Source organism: Rhizobium sp. NPDC090279 (assembly GCF_044769665.1).
GTDB lineage: Bacteria > Pseudomonadota > Alphaproteobacteria > Rhizobiales > Rhizobiaceae > Rhizobium.
This window is the reverse complement of sequence record NZ_JBIVYI010000002.1, coordinates 540,972-561,248: the sequence shown is the minus strand read 5'-3', so window position 1 is coordinate 561,248 and position 20,277 is coordinate 540,972. Positions and strand designations below refer to the sequence as shown.

The 20,277-nt window shown below is 60.4% G+C and carries 21 protein-coding genes and 1 tRNA gene; 13 read left to right on the top strand and 9 right to left on the bottom strand.

Annotation, left to right across the window (positions count from 1 at the left end; all coding sequences use genetic code 11):
- Nucleotides 1–6: 6 nt before the first annotated feature.
- Nucleotides 7–630 (top strand): ATP-dependent Clp protease proteolytic subunit, encoded by a 624-nt coding sequence (locus ACIQWP_RS06845; protein ID WP_402783928.1) that lies wholly within the window; start codon nucleotides 7–9, stop codon nucleotides 628–630.
- A 57-nt stretch (nucleotides 631–687) separates the two neighbouring features.
- On the opposite strand, the gene ACIQWP_RS06840 is transcribed toward ACIQWP_RS06845, so the two are convergent.
- A complete protein-coding gene (locus ACIQWP_RS06840) occupies nucleotides 688–1,929 on the bottom strand; it encodes an ROK family protein (protein WP_402783926.1) in 1,242 nt (413 codons plus the stop codon).
- A 223-nt stretch (nucleotides 1,930–2,152) separates the two neighbouring features.
- On the opposite strand from ACIQWP_RS06840, the gene xylF reads away from it, so the two are divergent.
- The 6 genes from xylF to ACIQWP_RS06810 all read left to right on the top strand — a co-directional run bounded on the left by xylF (nucleotide 2,153) and on the right by ACIQWP_RS06810 (nucleotide 6,946).
- Entirely contained in the window at nucleotides 2,153–3,193 is a 1,041-nt protein-coding gene (gene xylF / locus ACIQWP_RS06835; RefSeq protein WP_402783924.1) for a D-xylose ABC transporter substrate-binding protein, read from the top strand.
- 291 nt (nucleotides 3,194–3,484) lie between these two features.
- Nucleotides 3,485–4,798, top strand: coding sequence for a sugar ABC transporter permease (locus tag ACIQWP_RS06830; RefSeq protein WP_402783922.1), 1,314 nt, complete (start codon nucleotides 3,485–3,487; stop codon nucleotides 4,796–4,798).
- Between the two features lie 15 nt (nucleotides 4,799–4,813).
- Nucleotides 4,814–5,596: an ATP-binding cassette domain-containing protein gene (locus ACIQWP_RS06825; RefSeq protein ID WP_402783920.1), complete on the top strand. Its 783-nt coding sequence runs from the start codon at nucleotides 4,814–4,816 to the stop codon at nucleotides 5,594–5,596.
- 162 nt (nucleotides 5,597–5,758) lie between these two features.
- Nucleotides 5,759–5,835, top strand: a tRNA-Arg gene (locus tag ACIQWP_RS06820).
- A 71-nt stretch (nucleotides 5,836–5,906) separates the two neighbouring features.
- Entirely contained in the window at nucleotides 5,907–6,404 is a 498-nt protein-coding gene (locus ACIQWP_RS06815) for a hypothetical protein (protein ID WP_402783918.1), read from the top strand.
- 224 nt (nucleotides 6,405–6,628) lie between these two features.
- Nucleotides 6,629–6,946, top strand: a complete 318-nt coding sequence (locus ACIQWP_RS06810) for a hypothetical protein (RefSeq protein WP_402783916.1) — start codon at nucleotides 6,629–6,631, stop codon at nucleotides 6,944–6,946.
- 145 nt (nucleotides 6,947–7,091) lie between these two features.
- On the opposite strand, the gene ACIQWP_RS06805 is transcribed toward ACIQWP_RS06810, so the two are convergent.
- Both ACIQWP_RS06805 and ACIQWP_RS06800 read right to left on the bottom strand, forming a co-directional pair.
- A complete protein-coding gene (locus ACIQWP_RS06805) occupies nucleotides 7,092–7,403 on the bottom strand; it encodes a hypothetical protein (protein WP_402783914.1) in 312 nt (103 codons plus the stop codon).
- 302 nt (nucleotides 7,404–7,705) lie between these two features.
- Nucleotides 7,706–8,806, bottom strand: coding sequence for a porin (locus tag ACIQWP_RS06800; RefSeq protein ID WP_402783912.1), 1,101 nt, complete (start codon nucleotides 8,804–8,806; stop codon nucleotides 7,706–7,708).
- A 367-nt stretch (nucleotides 8,807–9,173) separates the two neighbouring features.
- On the opposite strand from ACIQWP_RS06800, the gene ACIQWP_RS06795 reads away from it, so the two are divergent.
- Nucleotides 9,174–9,635, top strand: a complete 462-nt coding sequence (locus ACIQWP_RS06795) for a cupin domain-containing protein (RefSeq protein ID WP_402783910.1) — start codon at nucleotides 9,174–9,176, stop codon at nucleotides 9,633–9,635.
- Here ACIQWP_RS06795 and ACIQWP_RS06790 read toward each other — a convergent pair.
- A complete protein-coding gene (locus tag ACIQWP_RS06790) occupies nucleotides 9,632–10,150 on the bottom strand; it encodes a GNAT family N-acetyltransferase (protein WP_402783908.1) in 519 nt (172 codons plus the stop codon). The two genes, ACIQWP_RS06795 and ACIQWP_RS06790, sit on opposite strands and share 4 nt — an antisense overlap.
- Nucleotides 10,151–10,171: 21 nt before the next feature.
- The gene (locus ACIQWP_RS06785) at nucleotides 10,172–11,167 is read right to left on the bottom strand and encodes a LysR family transcriptional regulator (protein ID WP_402783906.1); all 996 of its coding nucleotides are present in this window, start codon (nucleotides 11,165–11,167) and stop codon (nucleotides 10,172–10,174) included.
- 119 nt (nucleotides 11,168–11,286) lie between these two features.
- Between ACIQWP_RS06785 and ACIQWP_RS06780 the strand changes: the two genes are divergently transcribed.
- Entirely contained in the window at nucleotides 11,287–12,687 is a 1,401-nt protein-coding gene (locus ACIQWP_RS06780; RefSeq protein ID WP_402783904.1) for an MFS transporter, read from the top strand.
- 31 nt (nucleotides 12,688–12,718) lie between these two features.
- Here the strand turns inward: ACIQWP_RS06780 and ACIQWP_RS06775 are convergent, their stop codons facing one another.
- Nucleotides 12,719–13,990: an RNA polymerase sigma factor gene (locus tag ACIQWP_RS06775; RefSeq protein WP_402783902.1), complete on the bottom strand. Its 1,272-nt coding sequence runs from the start codon at nucleotides 13,988–13,990 to the stop codon at nucleotides 12,719–12,721.
- Between the two features lie 31 nt (nucleotides 13,991–14,021).
- On the bottom strand, nucleotides 14,022–14,414 hold the full coding sequence (locus tag ACIQWP_RS06770) for a YciI family protein (RefSeq protein ID WP_402783900.1): 393 nt from the start codon (nucleotides 14,412–14,414) through the stop codon (nucleotides 14,022–14,024).
- 370 nt (nucleotides 14,415–14,784) lie between these two features.
- Between ACIQWP_RS06770 and ACIQWP_RS06765 the strand changes: the two genes are divergently transcribed.
- Together ACIQWP_RS06765 and ACIQWP_RS06760 are read left to right on the top strand one after the other, a co-directional pair.
- Nucleotides 14,785–15,162 (top strand): VOC family protein, encoded by a 378-nt coding sequence (locus tag ACIQWP_RS06765; protein ID WP_402783898.1) that lies wholly within the window; start codon nucleotides 14,785–14,787, stop codon nucleotides 15,160–15,162.
- Nucleotides 15,163–15,295: 133 nt separating this feature from the next.
- Nucleotides 15,296–16,141, top strand: coding sequence for a phosphatase PAP2 family protein (locus ACIQWP_RS06760; RefSeq protein ID WP_402783896.1), 846 nt, complete (start codon nucleotides 15,296–15,298; stop codon nucleotides 16,139–16,141).
- A 12-nt stretch (nucleotides 16,142–16,153) separates the two neighbouring features.
- Here ACIQWP_RS06760 and ACIQWP_RS06755 read toward each other — a convergent pair whose 3' ends face one another.
- Nucleotides 16,154–16,540 (bottom strand): response regulator, encoded by a 387-nt coding sequence (locus ACIQWP_RS06755; protein WP_402783894.1) that lies wholly within the window; start codon nucleotides 16,538–16,540, stop codon nucleotides 16,154–16,156.
- Nucleotides 16,541–16,771: 231 nt separating this feature from the next.
- On the opposite strand from ACIQWP_RS06755, the gene ACIQWP_RS06750 reads away from it, so the two are divergent.
- A complete protein-coding gene (locus tag ACIQWP_RS06750) occupies nucleotides 16,772–18,451 on the top strand; it encodes a phosphoethanolamine transferase (RefSeq protein ID WP_402783892.1) in 1,680 nt (559 codons plus the stop codon).
- A gap of 61 nt (nucleotides 18,452–18,512) precedes the next feature.
- Here ACIQWP_RS06750 and ACIQWP_RS06745 read toward each other — a convergent pair whose 3' ends face one another.
- Nucleotides 18,513–18,890: a cupin domain-containing protein gene (locus tag ACIQWP_RS06745; protein WP_402783890.1), complete on the bottom strand. Its 378-nt coding sequence runs from the start codon at nucleotides 18,888–18,890 to the stop codon at nucleotides 18,513–18,515.
- A gap of 200 nt (nucleotides 18,891–19,090) precedes the next feature.
- Here ACIQWP_RS06745 and ACIQWP_RS06740 point away from each other — a divergent pair, with 200 nt between their 5' ends.
- Complete coding sequence (locus ACIQWP_RS06740; RefSeq protein ID WP_402783888.1) at nucleotides 19,091–20,128, top strand: LLM class flavin-dependent oxidoreductase; 1,038 nt, start codon at nucleotides 19,091–19,093, stop codon at nucleotides 20,126–20,128.
- Nucleotides 20,129–20,277: the final 149 nt, after the last annotated feature.

Sequence of the window (20,277 nt, the reverse complement as noted above, 5' to 3'; positions counted from 1 at the left end):
TCGCCGATGCGCGAAGCGATGCAACTCGTCCCTATGGTTGTCGAACAATCCAGCAGAGGAGAGCGGTCTTTCGACATCTATTCCCGCCTGCTGCGCGAGAGGATCATCTTCCTGAATGGTGAGGTGAACGATGACGTCTCGGCGCTGGTCTGCGCGCAACTGCTGTTTCTCGAGGCCGAAAATCCCAAGAGACCGATCCATCTCTATATCAATTCGCCCGGCGGCGTGGTGACCAGTGGTCTCGCGATGTACGATACCATGCGTTACATTCGTGCGCCGGTGCATACCCTGTGCATGGGAACCGCCCGTTCGATGGGTTCGTTCCTGTTGATGTCAGGCCAGCCGGGCGAGCGCACCGCGCTTCCAAATGCCAGCATCCATATTCACCAGCCATTGGGCGGCTTCCAGGGACAGGCATCGGACATCTTTATCCACGCAGAAGAAATGCGGCGAACGAAGCACCGCATGACGCGGCTCTACGCCGAACATTGCGGTCGTTCCTATGAAGAATTCGAGCGCGCCATGGACCGCGACCATTTCATGACGGCGGAGGAAGCCTTGGAATGGGGCCTCATTGACCGCATTCTGCATATTCGCGAGGAGGACCAGCCTTCGGGCGTAGCGGATTGATCTCAGCCGCGGAACAGCGGCCAATCGCATGGCCGCGCCTTGCTCTGTCTTCGCCTCTCAACCGGCCTCGTCACGCAGCTCCACGACCGAAGCGCCTCTTCTCACGATGTCGTTGTCGATGATCGAAAGCGCGCGGTTCAAATGCCCTTCGAAGACGAGCGTCGGCTCGTCCGCGATGACGCGCAGCTCCGGCATGCCCTCCATGCGCACGACATGCGATTCTGCCAGCCCCTCGGTTATGCCCTCGATCAGCAGATCGTAATAGCGCACGCCGGGGCCGGTGATGACGATCGGCATCCGCTCATGCAGACTCAACACGCGCGAAAGACCGTTGCCGAGCGCCAGCCCCGCCTGGCGAAAGGCCAGCACATTGCGGCGGCCGCCCTGGCGCGCGCTCGCCGCGATCTTGTCGAGCTCGGCGATCGGGACGAACTTTGCTGGGATCGTATCGAGCGGCACGTCGAAAGCCGTGCGCAGTATCGCGTAGAAACCCGCATAGGCCTCGATGCAGCCCCGTGCGCCGCAGCGACAAAGACCGCCGCCCGGCACATGCATCATGTGCCCGAAATTCGGTGCCGATATCTGGTGATTGCCTTCGTGATCCCGGCGCACGATGCCGAGCCCGATACTGTGGCCAAGCGAAAGCGCTGCCATGGCGCGGAAGTCGTCACCCTTGCGGATGTCTTCCAGACGCCCGAGGGCCGCGGCCACGAGCAGGGTCTCGTTGCCGAGAATGATTTGCGCCGACCACTCGTCGCGAAGCACGGCGGCAAAATCGATTTCGTCGCGCCCGAAGATCGGCGACCAGCGCAACACCGGCTCCGAAGCGTCGACCAGCCCCTTGCTGCTGATCGAGATCATCAGCACCTTGTCGCGCGACAATTGCGAGCGGGTGACGATCCGGTTCAAGGCATCGCGCAATCCGGCCACAAAGCGCTCGACCCCCGTGACATTTTGCTGCCTGTCCTCGGTAAAGCGGTCGATGAGCCTGCCGGAATAGTCGACGAGGGAATATTGCACGGCATCAGACGAGATGACGACGACGATCAGATAGCCGCAGTCACGCCGCTGCGAAAACAATACGCGCGGCCGGCCGCGGCCGCTGGCGGCCTGCTGTTCCGCTTTTTCTATGATCTGCGCCCGCTCCAGATCGGCCGTGATGGCGGATACCGTCGCGGAGGAAAGTTTCGTGAAATCAGAAAGCTCGGTATGGGCGAGCGGGCCGTGCCGGCGCAGCGCCGACAAGACTAAAGCGCTGTTCTTTTGACGGACCAATTCGGTGCTCGATTTGGCCAGCATTGACAAACTCCCCGCTCATTCAACCCTCCCCTTCCGCAGCCCTAATAGCTTTTTCGGATGACCGATGAAACCGGGCAATGCGGGTGTTGACAGCTGAAAAAATCTCTGACACTAAATTTCTCGACTGTCGAGAAAAAAAGCCCAAAGCTTTTCTTGTCAGCATTTTCGCCGCGACCGACGGGAGTTCAGGATACGTGCGGTCGCATTCACTCGGGAGGATCACATGAAAGCTTTCATCAAGCTGGCTGCGGGCGCGGCCATCGTTTTGACCATGCAGACGGCTGCCTTCGCCAAGGATCTCGTCGTCGGCGTTTCCTGGTCGAACTTCCAGGAAGAACGTTGGAAGACGGATGAAGCAGCCATCAAGAAGGCGCTCGCTGCAGCCGGCGCCAAGTACATTTCCGCCGACGCCCAGTCGTCCGCTTCCAAGCAGCTGACAGACGTCGAGTCGCTGATTTCGCAGGGTGCCAACGCCCTCATCATCCTGGCGCAGGATTCCGACGCCATCGGCCCGGCCGTTGAAAAGGCTGCCGACGAAGGCATTCCGGTTGTCGGCTACGACCGCCTGATCGAAAACCCGGCCGCCTTCTACATCACCTTCGACAACAAGGAAGTGGGCCGCATGCAGGCTCGCGAAGTGCTGAAGGCAAAGCCGGAAGGCAACTACGTCTTCATCAAGGGCTCGTCTTCGGACCCGAATGCCGACTTCCTCTTCTCCGGCCAGATCGAAGTGCTGAAGTCCGCCATCGACGCCGGCAAGATCAAGAACGTCGGCGAAGCCTATACGGACGGCTGGTTGCCGCAGAACGCGCAGCGCAACATGGAGCAGTTCCTGACCGCCAACAACAACAAGGTTGACGCGGTCGTCGCCTCCAACGACGGCACCGCCGGCGGCGCTGTTGCTGCCCTCGATGCCCAGGGTCTGGCTGGCTCCGTGCCGGTTTCCGGCCAGGATGCCGACAAGGCTGCCCTGAACCGCATCGCGCTCGGCACGCAGACCGTTTCGGTCTGGAAGGACTCGCGTGAACTCGGCAAGCGCGCCGCTGAAATCGCCCTGTCTCTTGCCGGCGGCAAGACCCAGGACCAGATCGACGGCGTCCAGACCTTCAACGGTGGCCCGAAGCATGTTGCCATGAAGTCCGTCTTCCTGACCCCGATCGCTATCACCAAGGACAATCTGAACGTCGTCATCGACGCCGGCTGGATTTCCAAGGCTGAAGCATGCCAGGGCGTCAAGGCCGGCAGCGTCGCCGCCTGCAAGTAAACACGAGACCTTGACGGGTTGACCCGAATATAATGCCGACGCCGCAAGGGGTTTCCCGTTGCGGCGTCGAATGCGGATAAGAGGCCTGCAACTCCACCCAGAATGGGGTGAAAGCTTCCCGCATGTGTTGCGTCATCGCATATCCGATCGGCCTGCCGGACGGCGGTCGTGGAACCGGGAGCACCGGATGGGCGAGCGATGACGTCTATTGTGACCAGCGCGGATACTGCCCAGCGATCAACGAGAAGCATTCGCGGGCCTGCGCCCAACAAGTGGGAGAACGGCAAAGCGATGGCCGACATGACACATTCCACAACATCGAGCGGTCCGCGCAAGGCAGAAGAGGGCGCGTTTACGCGTTTCCTGCGCGCCACCGAAATCGATACGCGCCTGCTTGGCATGGTCGGCGCGCTGCTGATCATCTGGATCGGCTTTGACGTCTATACGGGCGGCCTCTTCCTGACCCCCAGAAACCTCTGGAACCTTTCCGTCCAGACCTGCGAGATCGCCGTGCTGGCGACCGGAATGGTGCTCGTCATCGTCACCCGCAACATCGACCTTTCCGTCGGCTCGCTGCTCGGTTTCGTCGCGATGATCATGGGCGTCATCCAGGCGAAATTCCTGCCTGCCTATCTCGGCTTCGACAGCTCGTGGACCTGGGTCATCACGCTGATCTGCGGTCTCGCCATCGGCACGCTGCTCGGCACCTTCCAGGGCGTCATCATCGCTTTCTTCAACGTTCCCTCCTTCATCGTCACGCTTGGCGGTCTTCTCGCATGGCGCGGTCTTGCCTGGTACGTCACCAGCGGGCAGACGGTTGCCCCACTCGATGCAACTTTCCGCATCATGGGCGGCGGTGCCGAAGGCTCGATCGGCGCGACATGGAGTTGGATACTCGGTGTGCTCGCCTGCGTCTTCATCGTTCTCGGCATCATCGGCGGGCGTCATCAGCGCAAGCGCTTCAACTTCCCGCGCCGGCCGCTCTGGGCGGAATATTTCCTCGCCATTCTCGGCTCCGCTCTCGTCCTCGGCACGATCTATATCTTCACCATCTACTACTGGCCGATCGGCATCGCCAAGAAATACGCGACCGAACACAATATCCCCTGGCCGGAAACCGGGCTCGACATCCCCTACGGCATCGCCGTGCCCGTGCTGATCGCCGTCGGCATCGGCATCGTCATGACCTTCATCGCCACCCGCCTGCGCTTCGGCCGCTACGTCTTCGCGATCGGCGGCAACCCGGAAGCAGCCGAACTCGCCGGCATCAAGACCCGCTGGGTGACTGTGCGCATCTTCGCGCTGATGGGCTTGCTCGCAGCCGTGGCCGCCGCCATCTCGACCGCCCGCCTGAACGCAGCCGCCAATTCGCAGGGCACCACCTACGAACTCTTCACCATCGCCGCGGCCGTCATCGGCGGCACGTCGCTGGCCGGCGGCAGCGGCACCATCGCCGGCGCCATGCTCGGCGCCCTGGTCATGCAATCGCTGCAATCGGGCATGGGGCTCGCCAATGTCGACACGCCGATCCAGAACGTCGTCGTCGGCGTCGTGCTCGTCATCGCCGTCTGGCTCGACATCGTCTACCGCTCGCGCGCCAAGTAAAAGGAATTCTGAACCATGACGGATCAAACCACTCCGCTTGTGGAAATGAAGAACATTTCCATCTCCTTCGGCGGCATCCACGCGGTCGACAACGCCTCGGTGGATCTCTACCCCGGCGAAGTCGTGGCGCTCCTCGGCCATAACGGCGCCGGCAAGTCGACGCTGATCAAAATCCTCTCGGGCGCCTACAAGCGCGACAGCGGCGATATCCTGATCAACGGCGAACCCGTCGATATCCGCAGCCCGCGCGACGCCAAGAAATACGGCATCGAGACGATCTACCAGACGCTCGCCGTCGCCGACAATGTCGACGCCGCCGCCAACCTCTATCTCGGCCGCGAGCTACAGACCCGCTGGGGCACGCTCGACGATGTCGCGATGGAGGCCAAGGCCCGCGAGGTGATGGGCCGCCTCAACCCCAACTTCAAGCGCTTCAAGGAGCCGGTGAAAGCGCTCTCGGGCGGCCAGCGCCAGTCGGTGGCGATCGCCCGCGCCATCCTCTTCGATGCCCGCATCCTGATCATGGACGAGCCGACCGCGGCCCTCGGCCCCCAGGAGACGGCGCAGGTCGGCGAGCTGATCAAGCAGCTGAAGAAGGAAGGCATCGGCATCTTCCTCATCAGCCACGACATCCACGACGTCTTCGACCTTGCCGACCGCGTCTCGGTCATGAAGAACGGCCAGGTCGTCGGCCACGCCCGCACCGAAGACGTCACCAAGGACGAAGTGCTGGGCATGATCATCCTCGGCAAGGTGCCGCCAAAGGCCACCCCAGGCCCCGGCGCGATGAAGGAATAGGCCGAAACGGCACCACACGACACAGGGCCGCGCGCCAAAAGCCCGCGGCCCTTTTCATTCAAAACCTATGATATGCGCTTTCCTGAATTTTCCGCATTGAAGCCAAGCGCTTCCTAGGCTAAGAACCAGCCATCGGACAGGCGATTCAAACCGCCACGGCATGCACCCGTAGCTCAGCTGGATAGAGTGTTGGATTCCGATTCCAAAGGTCACAGGTTCGAATCCTGTCGGGTGCGCCACTTAATGTTCATCCTTGCAACGGCTGCTGCGGCTCGCTCGGGTTTGTGCTACGAAGAGCACATGGTCCGGAGTGGACATCTCTCAGATTGGCGCGGTGATTTTGGTGAACGGGGATGTGAATCCTGACATTGAAGCGATCCGCGCGCTTGTCGAGCGCCAGTTCAAGAGCATGAGCTGGATGCAGGGCGGGATGCCCGACTGGGCGGCGTTCACGGTGGATTTCGTTCCTCAGGCACCGCTTTATGCGTCTGCGCGCCCGGTACAATCGCAATCGGTTCAGCAATTTGTCGAACGAATGAACGGTCTCGTCGGCACATCCCTGCAAAGCCTCGATGAAAGAGTCCTGGGGAGCGTGATGCATGTTTTCGGTAATGTGGCGGTCGCCGTCGTGGCCTGCGAGAGCATCGAAAACTGTGCCGAAGTCGATCGGACCGTCGAAATGATGTTGCTCGTCAAGAATGAAGGTGTTTGGCAAATAGCGGCTCAGGCCTGGGATAAGGAAAATGCGTCCCATCGAGTGACGGCTCGGATTTGGCAGGGTACGGGCCAAACGGGTACGAACACCTGAAGTACCGCACTGCTGCAAGAACATCACAATTGCCGATCCCAGCCTCTGCGACGCACTGCTTAAAAGACGTGCGCCGATCTCGCTCTCTGCTCGTTCGCGCCGCCCACGCCACCTTACCAAGGTTTAACCCAACGGACGCCTGGCGGTAATCCCTGGAGAACTATTGTCGGATCGTACTCAGCGGCCAAAAGGGTCGTGATTATTGGAAATAAAGGATCAGGACTATGTGGACCACCATGCGTACGCTTGTCGCCACAGGTCTGGTCGCCTTGACAATTGCAGGCACGTCAATTGCCACCGCTTCCCAGGCTGAAGCTCATAACAATTTCGGTCGCGGCGTTGCCGCCGGCATCGCAGGCGCCGTTATCGGCGGCGCTTTGATCGCCGGCGCGACCGCGCCTCCGGCCTATGCCGAGCCCATGTACGCGGGCCCGGCCTATGCGCCCGACTACCTGCCGCCGCCACCCTACTATCCCCATTGCCATGTGGTCTGGCACCAGAACGCATGGGGCGACATGTATCGCGCCCGCGTTTGCGACTGATAGACTGCCGATAAGAGCCTGATACCGGATTCTAGCCGATCAATTACCGGCTAGAGCAAGGCGGGCCAACGACGGCTCGCCTTGCCAGACCGCTTCCGGTGCGGTGCTATCGCTCGAAGCGACCGACCGGTCGCTTGCTATCAGCTCAGTGGTTCTTGTTCGGTCCCTTGCCGGTGGCAAAGCTGCAGGTCTTGATCTTGCAGCTCGGATCGTCGCTTGTCGGGACGCTGGCGCTGGTCATCGCGCCCTGGCCGAGGCATGACATCGAATTCGAGACGGTACGGTTGTACATCATCATGCCCGGATGATGCGATGGGTACCTCAGCACGATCGACCCTTCCTGTGCCATCTTTTCATGCACGGTTGCACAGGTCATCGATTTCGAATTGTAGGCCGACATGGCCATTGCGTTGGTGGACATCAGTCCAATTGCCGCAAGTATGATGATCGTCTTCATGGGGCTTCCTTTGGTGGCACCAAATCGCGCTAGAAAGGATGAAATATCCCTTCATTAGCTTCACATTTATGACAGTAAGCCGACTTCCCTTTGTCAGCTGTATGGGTCGCGATCGTGAACGATCGCTCGGCAAGCTCGTGGTTCAGATACGCACGAGCTGAACGCCGTCTCGCCTTGCATGATACCCATCGGCAGGATGCAGGCTGAGTCAGGTTTTCCAATCGCCTCGGAGTGAGACAAACGGGCCCGGCGCAAATACCAGGCCCGATTTCCGATGAAGGTCAAGCCAAGCCGGCTTGGTCCTAGAACGTCCGCTCGAAACGCAGGATACCCGAGAAGGTATCATCGCTCGGCAGGTCGTAGTGAACGTAGGTGAATTCCGGCTCGACCAGCAGGTTCTTGACCGGGTTGAACTTGACGTTCGTGGTCGCCTCGAAAATCTTCGAGTCGGTGTAGGCGAGCTGGAGGTTCCACTTCAGCTTGTCGTTGATCGGAACGCCGACACCACCCCAAACAGCCCAGTCACCCCAGCCGCACTTCGCGCCGTGAACGACGCCGTCGGAGGTCGTGCAGGCCGAGACGTTCTGGTTCGAGCCGGCATACTGGTTCAGCTTGTCGCCGTCGGTGTTCCAGCCGCCCATCAAGAAGGCCGTGAGGAAACCGAAGTCAGCGTCGATACGAGCCTTGATGGCGCCCTGTTCGACGATCGAGTCGTAACCGCCGACGACCTTGAAGCCAAACATGCCGGCCTTGTAGCCGAGACCGGCGACGACGTTCGGGGCGTAGTGGTCAGCCTTCGAAAGCTGCCAGTTGCCGCCGTAGGCGCTGGTGGTCGTACCGGAATTGCTGTCTTCGAGCGAGATGACGCCGGTGAAGCCGGTGCCGCTGTCGTAGTTGTAGGTCAGCTGGTTCAATTCATACGGACCGTCATAGATGACGTCGTCCTGGATCACGTCGCCGGCATAGCCGACGAACTGGTTGTACTGCGAGTCCGTCTTACCGACAGTGAAACCGGCAAGGGTGATATAGGCCCACAGCAGGTTGGTGGAGGTGGAGCCGCCGTCGTTCCAGTCCCAACGAACGATGGTCTCGGTCTTCAGCGGACCGTATTCGGTGTCGGTTGCGGTATTGAGGTTGAGTTCGGCGCGGGTATGCCACTTGGTGCCGAAGTTGCTGTCGCGATTGTAGGGATCTTTCCACTGGCCTTCGGTGCGGACCTTGCCGCCGACCCGCAAGCAGGTCTCCGTGCCGGGGATGAAGAAGTAGCCAGCGCCGAACGCGTCGCAGATACGGACATATTCCAGCGGCTCCGGTTCAGCAGCGACGATGGCGTCAGCCGCATGAGCGCCGGATACGACGCAGAGGGCCGCAGCCGAGCCGATAAGCAAGCTCTTGATGTTCATGGTAACTCCATTCTTCAAATGAACTTGCGCGAGAGACGAACCTGGGGGGCCGTTCGACATCAAGTTTCAGTGGCTATCCCGAAGCACAGCGCTTCGCTTCCGGTGATGAAGTTGCATTTGCGGTCTCGCTTTTACAAGGACCGAAACAGCGCCAAAAACATATATGACGGCATGTACATATGCTGTGTTGCTCAAACGACGCATATGTGTACGAACGATGACAGATACATGACAAAAATGGCAGACAACAGTGGTTTGCCATGCACTTGGCCACGATCGGATGCTGGACTGGCAGGGATGATTCTTGATAGATTTGAAGCCGCGCAGATAGCGCGTCCACCCATGGCAAATCGCAGGCAGGATCATCATGCCGAAGATCGATGTTGCAGCCGTGCCGGAAATCAAAGGCACGCGTTATCCCGCCCCTTTCAACGATCCCTGCGCCGAGCGCATCCGGCAGCGGCTCGGCAATGCCGGCGGCCTCCAGGATTTCGGCGTCAATCTCATGCGACTGCCGCCAGGCAACTGGTCGAGCCAGCGGCACTGGCATTCGCAGGAGGATGAATTCGTCTATGTGCTGGAAGGCGAGCTGACGCTGATCGAGGATGATGGCGAAACGGTCTTGCGCGCCGGAGATTGCGCGGCATTTCCAAAAGGTTCCGGCAACGGCCATCACATGATCAACAGGTCGGACACGACGGCTATCTATCTCGAAGCCGGTACGCGCTCACCGACCGACCTCATCACCTGTTCGGACGTCGACATGATGAGTTCCAGCACGGATGGGCGCTTCGTGCATAAGGACGGCATGCCCTACCCCGACGGTTAAATCAGTTCGCCGACATCAGCCGCAGTGATTCGATACGAAAGAAGATGCGTCGGCACGCCATGCAGCATGATTTCGCGCTCGAAACCGAAGCCGCATTTTTCCAGCACGCGCCGGGAGGCGGCATTGACAGGACGCACGAGGCCGACGACGCGCTTTGCTCGCAGGTCGTGACAGGCGAAGGTCAAAGCCTCCCGCACTAGTTCAGTCGCATAGCCGCTTCCCCAATAATCGGGGTGCAGATGATAGGAGAGATTGAGCCCGTCCAATTCCGTCGACACAGTAACGCCGCCAAAGCCGATCAGCCGGTCACCCGTTTCTACCGCCCAACGCCCGAATCCATGGAAGCGCCAGTGCGCGCGATCACGGGCTAGCCTTCGCGCACTTTCCGTCGGAGAATCCGGCGTCGGATCGGGCCGGTGAGCAACAAGTTCTGGCCGGGCAAAGAGCGCGGTCACGAAATCCAGATCCCGCTCCTCCGGCATGCGCAGGACCAGACGCTGGGTTTGCCGGATCATGGCGATTGCTTTCCTCGGGGATTAGACGGCTTCGGCTAGAGGTAGCGGCTCATAACAGCAGGCATCCGTGGAAACCCCCATGCGGCACCCACTCGCCTCAAGCGCTTCCTTCACGACATCAACGAAAAGGCGGCGGAACCACACCGAGCGGCTATCGGCTTGATCGACGCGCCGATAAAGCATGGTCACGGGATCAGCGGGCAATTCGAACGGCGGCTCCGAAATCGTCAGATCGTGCAGTTGCGCCATGCAGCGGGCAATGGCTTCGGGAACCGTCGCAATGGCCGGAATGGCCCGGAGTGTCGTCGGCAGCGCGGAAAAACGGGGAACCGTCGCCACGACCTGACGACGATGGCCGAGGCGTGCAAGAGCGACATCGACGCCGGTGGATATGGCGCCTTCCAGCGAAACGGTGACATGCGGCGCGGTCGCGAAGTGCTTCAGGCTCAGCGGTGTGGCACATTTCAGATGCCGACCATCGTAGATGCAGAGCGAAGCCTGGTCGAACAAGGGAGCCCGAACATGCCAGGAAGCTGGCTCGTCATGCACCGAGATGCTGAAGTCGAAGGCGCCCTCGTCCAGCAGCCGCACGGCGTCACGCCGGTCGAACGCCACGCTGGTCAGTCGCGCATGCGGTGCGAGCTGACGCAACCGCGCCACCAGCGGCCCGAAGAAGGACGATTCGAGATTATCGCAAAGCCCGACGCGGAACTCGCCGTGCCAGTCCGTTGGATCGAAGGCCGCCGGCGGGCGAATGGCGCGCTCGATGCCGGAAAGAGCATCCTCGATCGCCGGTGCAATGGACAGCGCCCGCGGCGTCGGCTGCAGACCGCGGCCGACCCGCACGAACAATTCGTCATCCAGCGTCTCGCGCAACCGGCGCAACGCGGCGGAAAGACCCGGCTGGCCGAGCAACAGGCGCTCGGCCGCACGGCTGACATTCCGCTCCTGCATCAGCACGGAGAAGGCGAGCAGCAGATTGAGATCGATTTTTCGAAGTGTCGCATCATTCATCATCGCCAGTAATACCTGACATGGTTACTATCAATTTGCAATAGGGTTTGAAGATGTACATTTTCTCGTTCCCTGCCGCTTTCAACCTCCCAAGGACGGCAGCATAGAAAGGAACGATCCCGATGACTTCTTCCCAAACCCGAAGCGGGGCGGGATTGGCGTTGCTGCTGCTATGCGCCGCCAATTTCCTCGACGCCATGGACGTCTCCACCATTGGCGTGGCCCTGCCCGCAATCCAGAAAGAGCTGGGCATGCAGGCAACCTCGCTGCAATGGGCCGTCAGCGCCTATGTGCTCGGCTATGGCGGCTTCCTGCTGCTCGGTGGCCGCGTTGCCGATCTTTTCGGCCATCGCCGCGTGTTTCTCTGGTCGCTTGCCGTATTTGCCGCCGCCAGCATCGCCGGCGGCTTCGTCGATAGCGCGCCAACCCTGATCGCCGCGCGCCTGGTCAAGGGCATCGCCGCCGCCTTCACGGCGCCCGCCGCGCTCGCACTCCTGCTCTCCGTCTTCGGAGAAGGCCAGTCCCGCGCCAAGGCACTCGGCGTCTTCTCCTCCACCGGTGCAGCCGGCTTCGTGCTCGGCATGGTGATCGGCGGTGCGGCGACGATCATCAGCTGGCGTGCAACCATCGTCATGGGTGCCCCCGTCGCCATCCTCGCGCTGATCGTCGCCCCCTTCGTCCTGCCGCCCGATCACAAGCGAAGCGGCCCGAGCGCCCGCTTCGACTGGGCAGGCGCCATCACCATCACTCCCGGTCTGCTGCTCTTCGTCTTCGGCGTCACCAATGCCGCAGCCGATGGCTGGCAGGCATTTGCGACCTGGGGATCTTTGGCGGCGGCTCTGGTACTGATCCTGCTCTTCCTGCTGGTCGAGTCGCGCCATAGCGATCCGATGGTGCCGCTTGCGATGTTCCGCCGCGCCAAACTCAGTCACGCCAATGCCATCGCCGCGCTGTACCAGGGGGCCTATGTCGGCTTCCAGTTCATCGCAACGCTCTACTACCAGACCGTCATCGGCTGGTCGGCCTTCGCCACCGGCTTCGCTTTCGCCATTGGCGGCGTCTGCGTGATGTTCCTCGCCCCGCGTTTCGCCACCATCGGCCAGGCGCGCGGCACGACCCTGCTCATGACCTTTGGCGTCGGACTGCAGGCCATCAGCTACCTCTTCTGGGCGCTGTCGGCCGGCAAGATCGATACGATCGTGCTCGTTGCCATCTCGCAGCTGCTGCTCGGCGTCGGCTATGCCATGACCTATCCGTCCATTCAGGTCGCGGCCTTATCCGATATCGAAGAGGATAAGTCGGGCCTGGCTTCGGGTATGCTCTTTGCCTCCTTCCAGATCGGCGGCGGCATCATCCTCGCGGCAGCCTCGGCCGTCTTCAGCGCAGCACCCGGCTTCGGTTGGAACCCTTATACCGCCGGCATCGGCTTCGTGACGATCCTGGCCGTCGCCATCACGCTACTTGCCGCCGTAGGCCCGCGTTCATCCGCGGCGAGAGCCACGAATTATCAGGCTGCGGAATAACCCAAAGCAAGCTGGCCCGCCTTCAGGCGGGTCAATCCTTCCCTGCACCGGCAGCTTCGGTGGCACGGCGCATCAGGAAATCACGCTCCCTCTGATTGTCGGCAAGCGCGGCGGCCGCCTCAAAGGCTCGCCGCGCTTCATCGTGGCGGCCAAGCTTGTAGAGAAGATCGCCGCGAACGCTCGGCAGAAGATGATAGTCCTTCAGCGCAGGTTCATCGCGAAGGCTTTCAATGATCTCCAATGCCGCCTCCGGACCCTCGACCATGCCGATGGCGACCGCGCGATTGAGTTCGACGACAGGCGAATGCAGAAGCCCGGCAAGCTCCGCATAGAGATCGGCGATCCGTCTCCAATCGGTTTCCTCCGCCGCTCCCGCCCTCGCATGGCATGCGATGATCGCGGCTTGCAGAGCATAGACCCCACCCGCACCGCCAAGCTCCTGTACCCGCACCAAAGCTTTCAAGCCGCGCTGGATCTGCAACCGATCCCAGCGACCGCGATCTTGCTCGAGCAAGAGGATCGGATTGCCGTCAGCGTCAGTCCTGGCGGCCGCGCGGGAAGCGTTCAGCTCCATCAAGGCCAGCAATGCGTGCGCCTCCGGCTCCGTTGGCGCGACGGATGTCAATATTCGTCCTAGTCGCAGCGCCTCATTACACAATTGCAGCCGAAACCAATTCTCACCGCGCGCCGCCGTGTAACCCTCGTTGAAGATCAGATAGACGACCTCAAGCACCGAAGCCAGCCGTTGTGACAGCTCCTCGCCATGCGGCGTCTCGTAGCCGAGCCCCGATTCGGACAATGTCTTCTTGGCGCGGACGACGCGCTGGGCGATCGTCGCTTCCGACACCAGAAATGCTCGGGCGATTTCCTCGGTCGTCAGGCCGCAGATCATCCGCAGGGCGAGCGCCACACGCGCCTCGCGCGAAATCAGCGGATGGCATGCGGTGAAGATCAGGCGCAGCATTTCATCGCCGATATCGTCATCGAGAGGAGTGTCTAGATCCGGCATGATCTGCTCCTCCTCCTCCATGTCCCGAACGATCATCTCGTGTTTCCGATCGAGCATCCGGCGACGACGCAGATGGTCGAGCGCCCGGCGTCTGGCAGTGGTCATCAGCCAGGCTCCCGGTCGCTCGGGGATTCCCGTCTCCGGCCATCGCTCCAGTGCAACAATCAGGGTTTCCTGCGTCAGATCCTCGGCCAGCGGCACGTCGCGCAGCAATCGCGCCAGGCTCGTGATGAGCCTTGGCTGCTCGATCCGCCAGACGGCAAGGATCGTCCGGTGGATGCCGGCGGCCGTCACGGCCGCCTGCCTCGGTTATAGACCGAAATTGTCATGCCCTTGCTTCGGCGAGCGGGTCGCATACGTTCTCCGCGCCCGGTTCGAAATAGGCGCGCACTTCGCATGTCCCTTCCCAGCCGGGCATCAAATCCTTGTGCAGCTGCATGAATTCGACCGCCAGCGCCACGGCTTCTTCCTTGCTCTGCAGCTCGAAGATGGCATAGCCGCCGACAACCTCCTTGGCCTCGACGAAGGGACCGTCGACGACGCTTAGCTTGCGATCCTTGATGGTGACGCGAGCGCCGGTCGCAAGCGGCATCAGCCCGGCCGTATCGATCATGCGGCCGGCCTTGATTTCCCGATCGGCGAGCTTGTGGATAGCCTCAAGAAGCTCCGGCGCCGGCTGCATGAAATCCTTAGCAATGACGATAGACATGAAACGCATGGAAAGTTCCCTCCGGAAGCGAGACGCCGGCACCATTGCCGCCTAACAAGCCCGCTCATATTGACAACGAAGCAGCCATCCGGAAATCGACAGTCGTCTCGAAAAAAATTCGGATCACGGCCGAGCATCGGCAAATCCTACTCCGGGCCTGCGCAACTCATCAAGATCGGCGATCCCAAACGACTTTATAGATGAAAAGCCCCGATCAATCGATCCGACGACCCATCGCTTCGCTTTGTTGACTTCCCATAATCATTGCAAGATGGTGAGGCGAAATTCGACCTGCGGACTTTCGAAAGCCGGCGCCTCCCCCCAAAGGAGCACGGTCTTCCGCAAAGCTTCGCAGACAACACGGCGGGAGCTCGTTTTCATGTTCGACCATATCTCGATCGGCGTCAAAGACCTGGCGCGGGCGCAAAAATTCTATGATGCAGCCCTTTCTCCCCTCGGCTATGAGCGCGTGACCAATTTCGACGGCACCGTCGGATATGGGGCGGAGCGTGCGCAGTTCTGGGTCAGCGAGGTGGAGCGCCCCGTCCCAGCCGATCGCGGCTCCGGCCTGCATTTCTGTTTCGTGGCACCGAGCCAGGAAGCCGTCGACGCCTTCTATGCCGCGGGCATCGCCAATGGCGGTGAAGATAACGGTACGCCGGGCATCCGACCGGATTACAGCCAGTTCTATTACGCCGCCTTCGTCATCGACCCCGATGGCTATCGGCTGGAAGCCTATTTCAAGACCGGCGAATAAGCCTCTCTGACGGATAAAAGACGGCACGATCAACCCGCCGGCGTCGGCCAGACGGACAGGCGGCGCCGCAATCGATTGTCTCGACCATTTGAACTTCAGGTTGCCGTCAGGTTGCCGTCATAAAAGACGCTTGATGGTGGCCGCCTTCGTGTTTGCGCAACGCAGGCGGGCACTGATTTTGAACCTGTTCGGAAAGTGGCCGACCTTCCCGATGTACGATAATTCCATTGCCTATACGAAACGGATCACGCCGGTCGGCCGATCCTTTTTCGTGCTTATCGCTTTGTTTGCGCTTTGGTGGCTGCTGCTATTCGTCTTCCATTATTTTCCCGACATCGATCTCATCGTTGCCAAGAGTGTCTTTACCACCGCGCCCTGTGCATCGGCCGTCATTCCCGGCGACGTCTGCGGCGTCTTTGCTCTAGCCAAGAACCCTCTTCTCGAGATCATGCGGGATGTGACGCTCGCACTGCCCTACATCGCGATCGTCGTCCTGATCGCCACCTTGATTTCGCGCCGGCGCAAATACGGCGTACGCTGGCGGACGCTGGAAACGGACCGGGGCATTGCCGCGCTAATATCGCTTGCCATCGGCTGCGGTCTCATCGTCAACACGCTGCTCAAGAGCTATGGCGGCAGGCCGAGGCCGCGCAGCACGGATCTCTTCGGCGGCTCGCTGGATTTCGTCCAGGCAGGCTCGTTTGCCGGCCGCTGCGTTGGAAACTGTTCCTTCGTCTCCGGTGAAGCATCGTCCGGCGGCTGGCTGCTTTGCCTTGTCGTGCTGCTGCCTCCGCGCCTGCGGCTCCCGCTTGGCATCCCGCTCGCCATCGTCTCGATCATGATGCCGGTCATGCGCGTCATGACCGGAGCTCATTACCTGTCGGACGCTGTCCTCGGCTGGCTACTGTCTCTGGTGGTCTTTGCCGCCGCCTTGGCGCTGATCGATCTCCTGCGATCGGGAGCGCCGGCCCAATCCTGAAGGCGGTCCTTCTCAGCCGGCATTGCGCATACGGATCAGCCGCTGCCGCCTGGCTGCCTTGCGCACACGAACCGCCATTTCGGTCAGCGCAAAGGGCTTCACGAGATAGTCGATGGCGCCGATATTCATGGCCGTTATCTGGTCCGACAGCTGATCATAGGCCGACATGACGATAACCGGCGTCGCGTCCCCGCGCGCCTCCATGAGCTTGAGCAGTTCGAGGCCGCTTCCATCGGGCAATCGAAGGTCGAGAAGCATCACATCGTGAGCTTCCGCGGCAACGGCGACCCTTGCGGACTCCAAATCCATGGACCAGTCAACAGACCAGCCGTCCGCATGCAGATGGTCCTGCACGGCATTGCCTATCAGTGTATTGTCTTCGACCAGTAGAAGTCGCACGATTGCGTCCCCATTTGCAATCATGCAGCTATGATGCCTATTTCTGACGGCGACCTGAACCCTAGGTCTGAGGTCGGTAAAAAGGGGAGATAATCGGAATCCGGCCCGAAATAGCCCTGCACAAGAACTTGGCGTTCAGGTAAATGTCAGGATTGGTGACCATGGTGGCCGGCTTTAACAGCCGAAGCACACCCTGCAGTAGTGGGCTTCCCGGCGCCCAGCCGATAGCCTATGCCTCGGAGACGACCATTGACCAATGAAAATGCACCATCTGGCCGACAGATAGTCAGGCCAGCCATCGGTAGCGTCACGCTTTGTTTCATAGCCACTCTTTATGTACTTCTTGTGACAAATCGGATGTTTTGGACCAAGGCCTACGGCTATTTCATCGCCGATCCTGCAGCCTTCGCTGCCTTCGTTATCGGTATCTCCGCGGCGATCATGGCGCTCTTCACGCTCTTCTCCGCGAAATACGTCACGAAGCCGGTCCTGATCTTCTTCGTGCTGGTGGCGTCAGTGTCCTCCTGGTTCAACGACCAGTTCGGCGTCATCATCGATAAGGAGATGATCCGCAATGCGGCCGTTTCCACGGGCGCGGAAAGCGCCCATCTGATCACGACGCGCTTCGTCACCTATGTTCTGCTGACGGGTGTCTTGCCGTCGCTCGTCATCGTTTGGGTCCGGATCGTCCATCGCACGATCCTGAAGAAGCTCGCTTACAATACCGCAGTCATCCTCACCTGCTCGGCGATCCTCGTCATCGCCGGAACAACCTTCTACAAGACTTATGCCGGCGTCGGCCGCGCGCACCGAGACTTGATGGATACCCTTAATCCGGTGATCCCGATCGCCAGCGCGGTGCGTTACGTCATCGATACGCAAAGGAATGCAAACGTTGTCGCACAACCGTTGGGCATGGATGCCCGCAGGGTCGGCGTGGTCGACAATGGCAAGCCGCGCGTCACGATCATCGTCGCCGGAGAGACAGCTCGCGCGCAGAACTTCTCACTCGGCGGCTACCCCAAGATGACCAACCCCGAACTGGCGAAGCGCAACGTCGTCTATTTCCCGAACACAAGCAGCTGCGGAACGGCGACGGCAACCTCCATACCCTGCCTGTTCTCGGTCTACACCCGTGGGCAGTACACACATCGCAAGGGACTTGAGACGGAGAACCTGCTCGACGTGCTGACCCACGCAAAGGTCGATGTGACCTGGCTCGACAACGACACCGGCAGCTACGATGTCACCAATCGCGTCTCCTACACCTATCTGCCGCCATCAGCCGATCCGCGCTTCTGCAAGGATGGCGAGTGCAAGGACGAAATCCTCGTCGACAAGGTCGACGGCTGGCTCGACAAGGTGAAGGGCGACAGCGTGCTGGTGCTGCACCAGCTCGGCAGTCACGGTCCCGCCTACTATCAGCGCTATCCGGAGGAGTTCCGCCGGTTCCGGCCGGATTGCCGTTCCAACGACTTCAGCTCCTGTTCGCAGGAGGAAATCACCAATGCCTACGACAATACGATCCTCTACACGGATCACGTCGTCTCGATGGTCATCGATAAGCTGAAGCAGCGTTCGAATTCGGTATCAGGCGCCGTGCTCTATTTTTCGGATCATGGCGAATCCCTCGGCGAGAACGGCATCTATCTGCATGGCGCGCCCTATATCATCGCGCCGGCGCAGCAGACGCATGTGCCGATGCTGGTTTGGATGGCCGACGATCTCGCCAAAGCTGCCGGTTTCGACATGACCTGCCTTTCGAAGCGCGCTTCCGAAGGCACCTACTCCCATGACAATATCTTTCACAGCATTCTCGGCATGATGGACATATCCACGAAGGTCTACGATCCGAACCTGGACGTCTTCGCGGCCTGCCGCACGCCATCGAACAAACTGGCGCTGAACTGATAGGCTATCCGATGTCCGGCGGCTCCCTATTCAAAAAGGAGCCGCCAGACATCGGGATCGCTCAAAGACGCTTGGGCTCGCGGATCGTCCGCTCGTTTTCGACAGTGCCGGTATTGAGCGTCGTATTGCGCTCGAACAGCACCACTTCGCAGGTTGGTTCGGCAACCGGGCAATGTTCCACCCCATGTGGAACGATGATGTATTCGCCCGGCCCAAGGACGATGTCGCCGCCATTTTCATCGTGCAGCTTCATGCGCAGCGTGCCCTTGACGACGAGGAATAGCTCATCCTCCTCTTCATGATGATGCCAGTGGAAGGCACCATCGAGTTTCACGAGCTTGACCTGGAAATCATTGATGTCGCCGCCGATACGTGGACTCCATGTCTCGTCGAATGCTGCAAAAGCCTTGGTAAGATTGATCTTTTTCAGCACGCTCATTTGTTTCCTCCATTTAGGTCTAAACGACCTGGTGTCGCCAAGGCTAATATTGGCGGCAGCCGCCCCAAAGGCAACGCCGGCGGCCGGCCTCGCATATCGAATTCATCGAAGATTTCGGCCGAAACTTTCCGGGTAGTCGAGGATCGGGAGCGACACTACATGCATGCTCAACATCATTTCGACACATGACAGGAAAAATCATGACGACAAACCATGTCGAATTCGGCCTAGATACTTTTGGCGATGTGACCTTTGACGACAAGGGCACGCCGCTGCCGCATGCGCAGGTGCTGCGCAACGTCGTCGAAGAGGGCGTGCTTGCCGATCGGCTCGGCATAGACTTCTTCGGCATCGGCGAGCATCACCGCGAGGATTTTGCAGTCTCTTCGCCAGAGACGATTCTGGCGGCCATCGCCAGCCGCACATCGAAAATCCATCTGGGATCGGCCGTAACCGTGCTGAGCTCGGACGACCCGATCCGTGTGTTCCAGCGCTTCTCCAGCCTCAACGCGGTTTCGAACGGCCGTGCCGAAGTCATTCTCGGCCGCGGCTCGTTTACGGAATCCTTCCCGCTGTTCGGCTTCGAGCTGTCGCAGTACGAGCAGCTGTTCGAGGAAAAGCTCGACCTGTTCGCGGCTCTGCTCAAGAACGAGCCGGTAAACTGGCAGGGCAGCATTCGCCCGCCGCTGCGCAATCAGAACGTCTTCCCGACGATCGAAAGCGGTCAACTGAAGACCTGGATCGGCGTCGGCGGCAGCCCGGAATCGGTGGTGCGTGCCGCGCACTACGATCTGCCGCTGATGCTGGCGATCATCGGCGGCAGCCCTTATCGCTTCCAGCCCTATGTCGATCTCTATCACCGCGCTTTCGAGCAGATGGGCAGGCCCGTGCGGCCGATCGGCATCCATTCGCCGGGTTACATCGCCGAGACGGACGAGCAGGCGCGCGAAGAGTTGTGGCCATGCTTCAAGGCGATGCGCGATCGCATCGGCCGCGAGCGCGGCTGGCCGCCAATGACGCGGGCGGAATTCGACAACGAAATCGAGAAGGGCTCGCTCTATGTCGGCTCGCCGGAAACGGTCGCCGCCAAGCTCGCCCCGGTCGTCAAGACGCTCGGCATCAGCCGCTTCCAGCTGAAATACAGCGCCGGCGCGCTCGGCCACGACAAGATGCTGCGTTGCATCGAACTCTACGGTCAGAAAGTGATTCCGGCGGTGCGGGCTGCGCTGACGGCATAAGCTCGGCCGGATATCCCTTCTCGCCTTTCGATCAAATGCGGGCGCTTCGCAGCACAGCGAGGCGCCCGCTGTTTTTTGCTGTCATCTTTTTGAAGTAAATGCTACAGATACCAGTATCGGTAGCATTTACTACATATCGAACATATTCA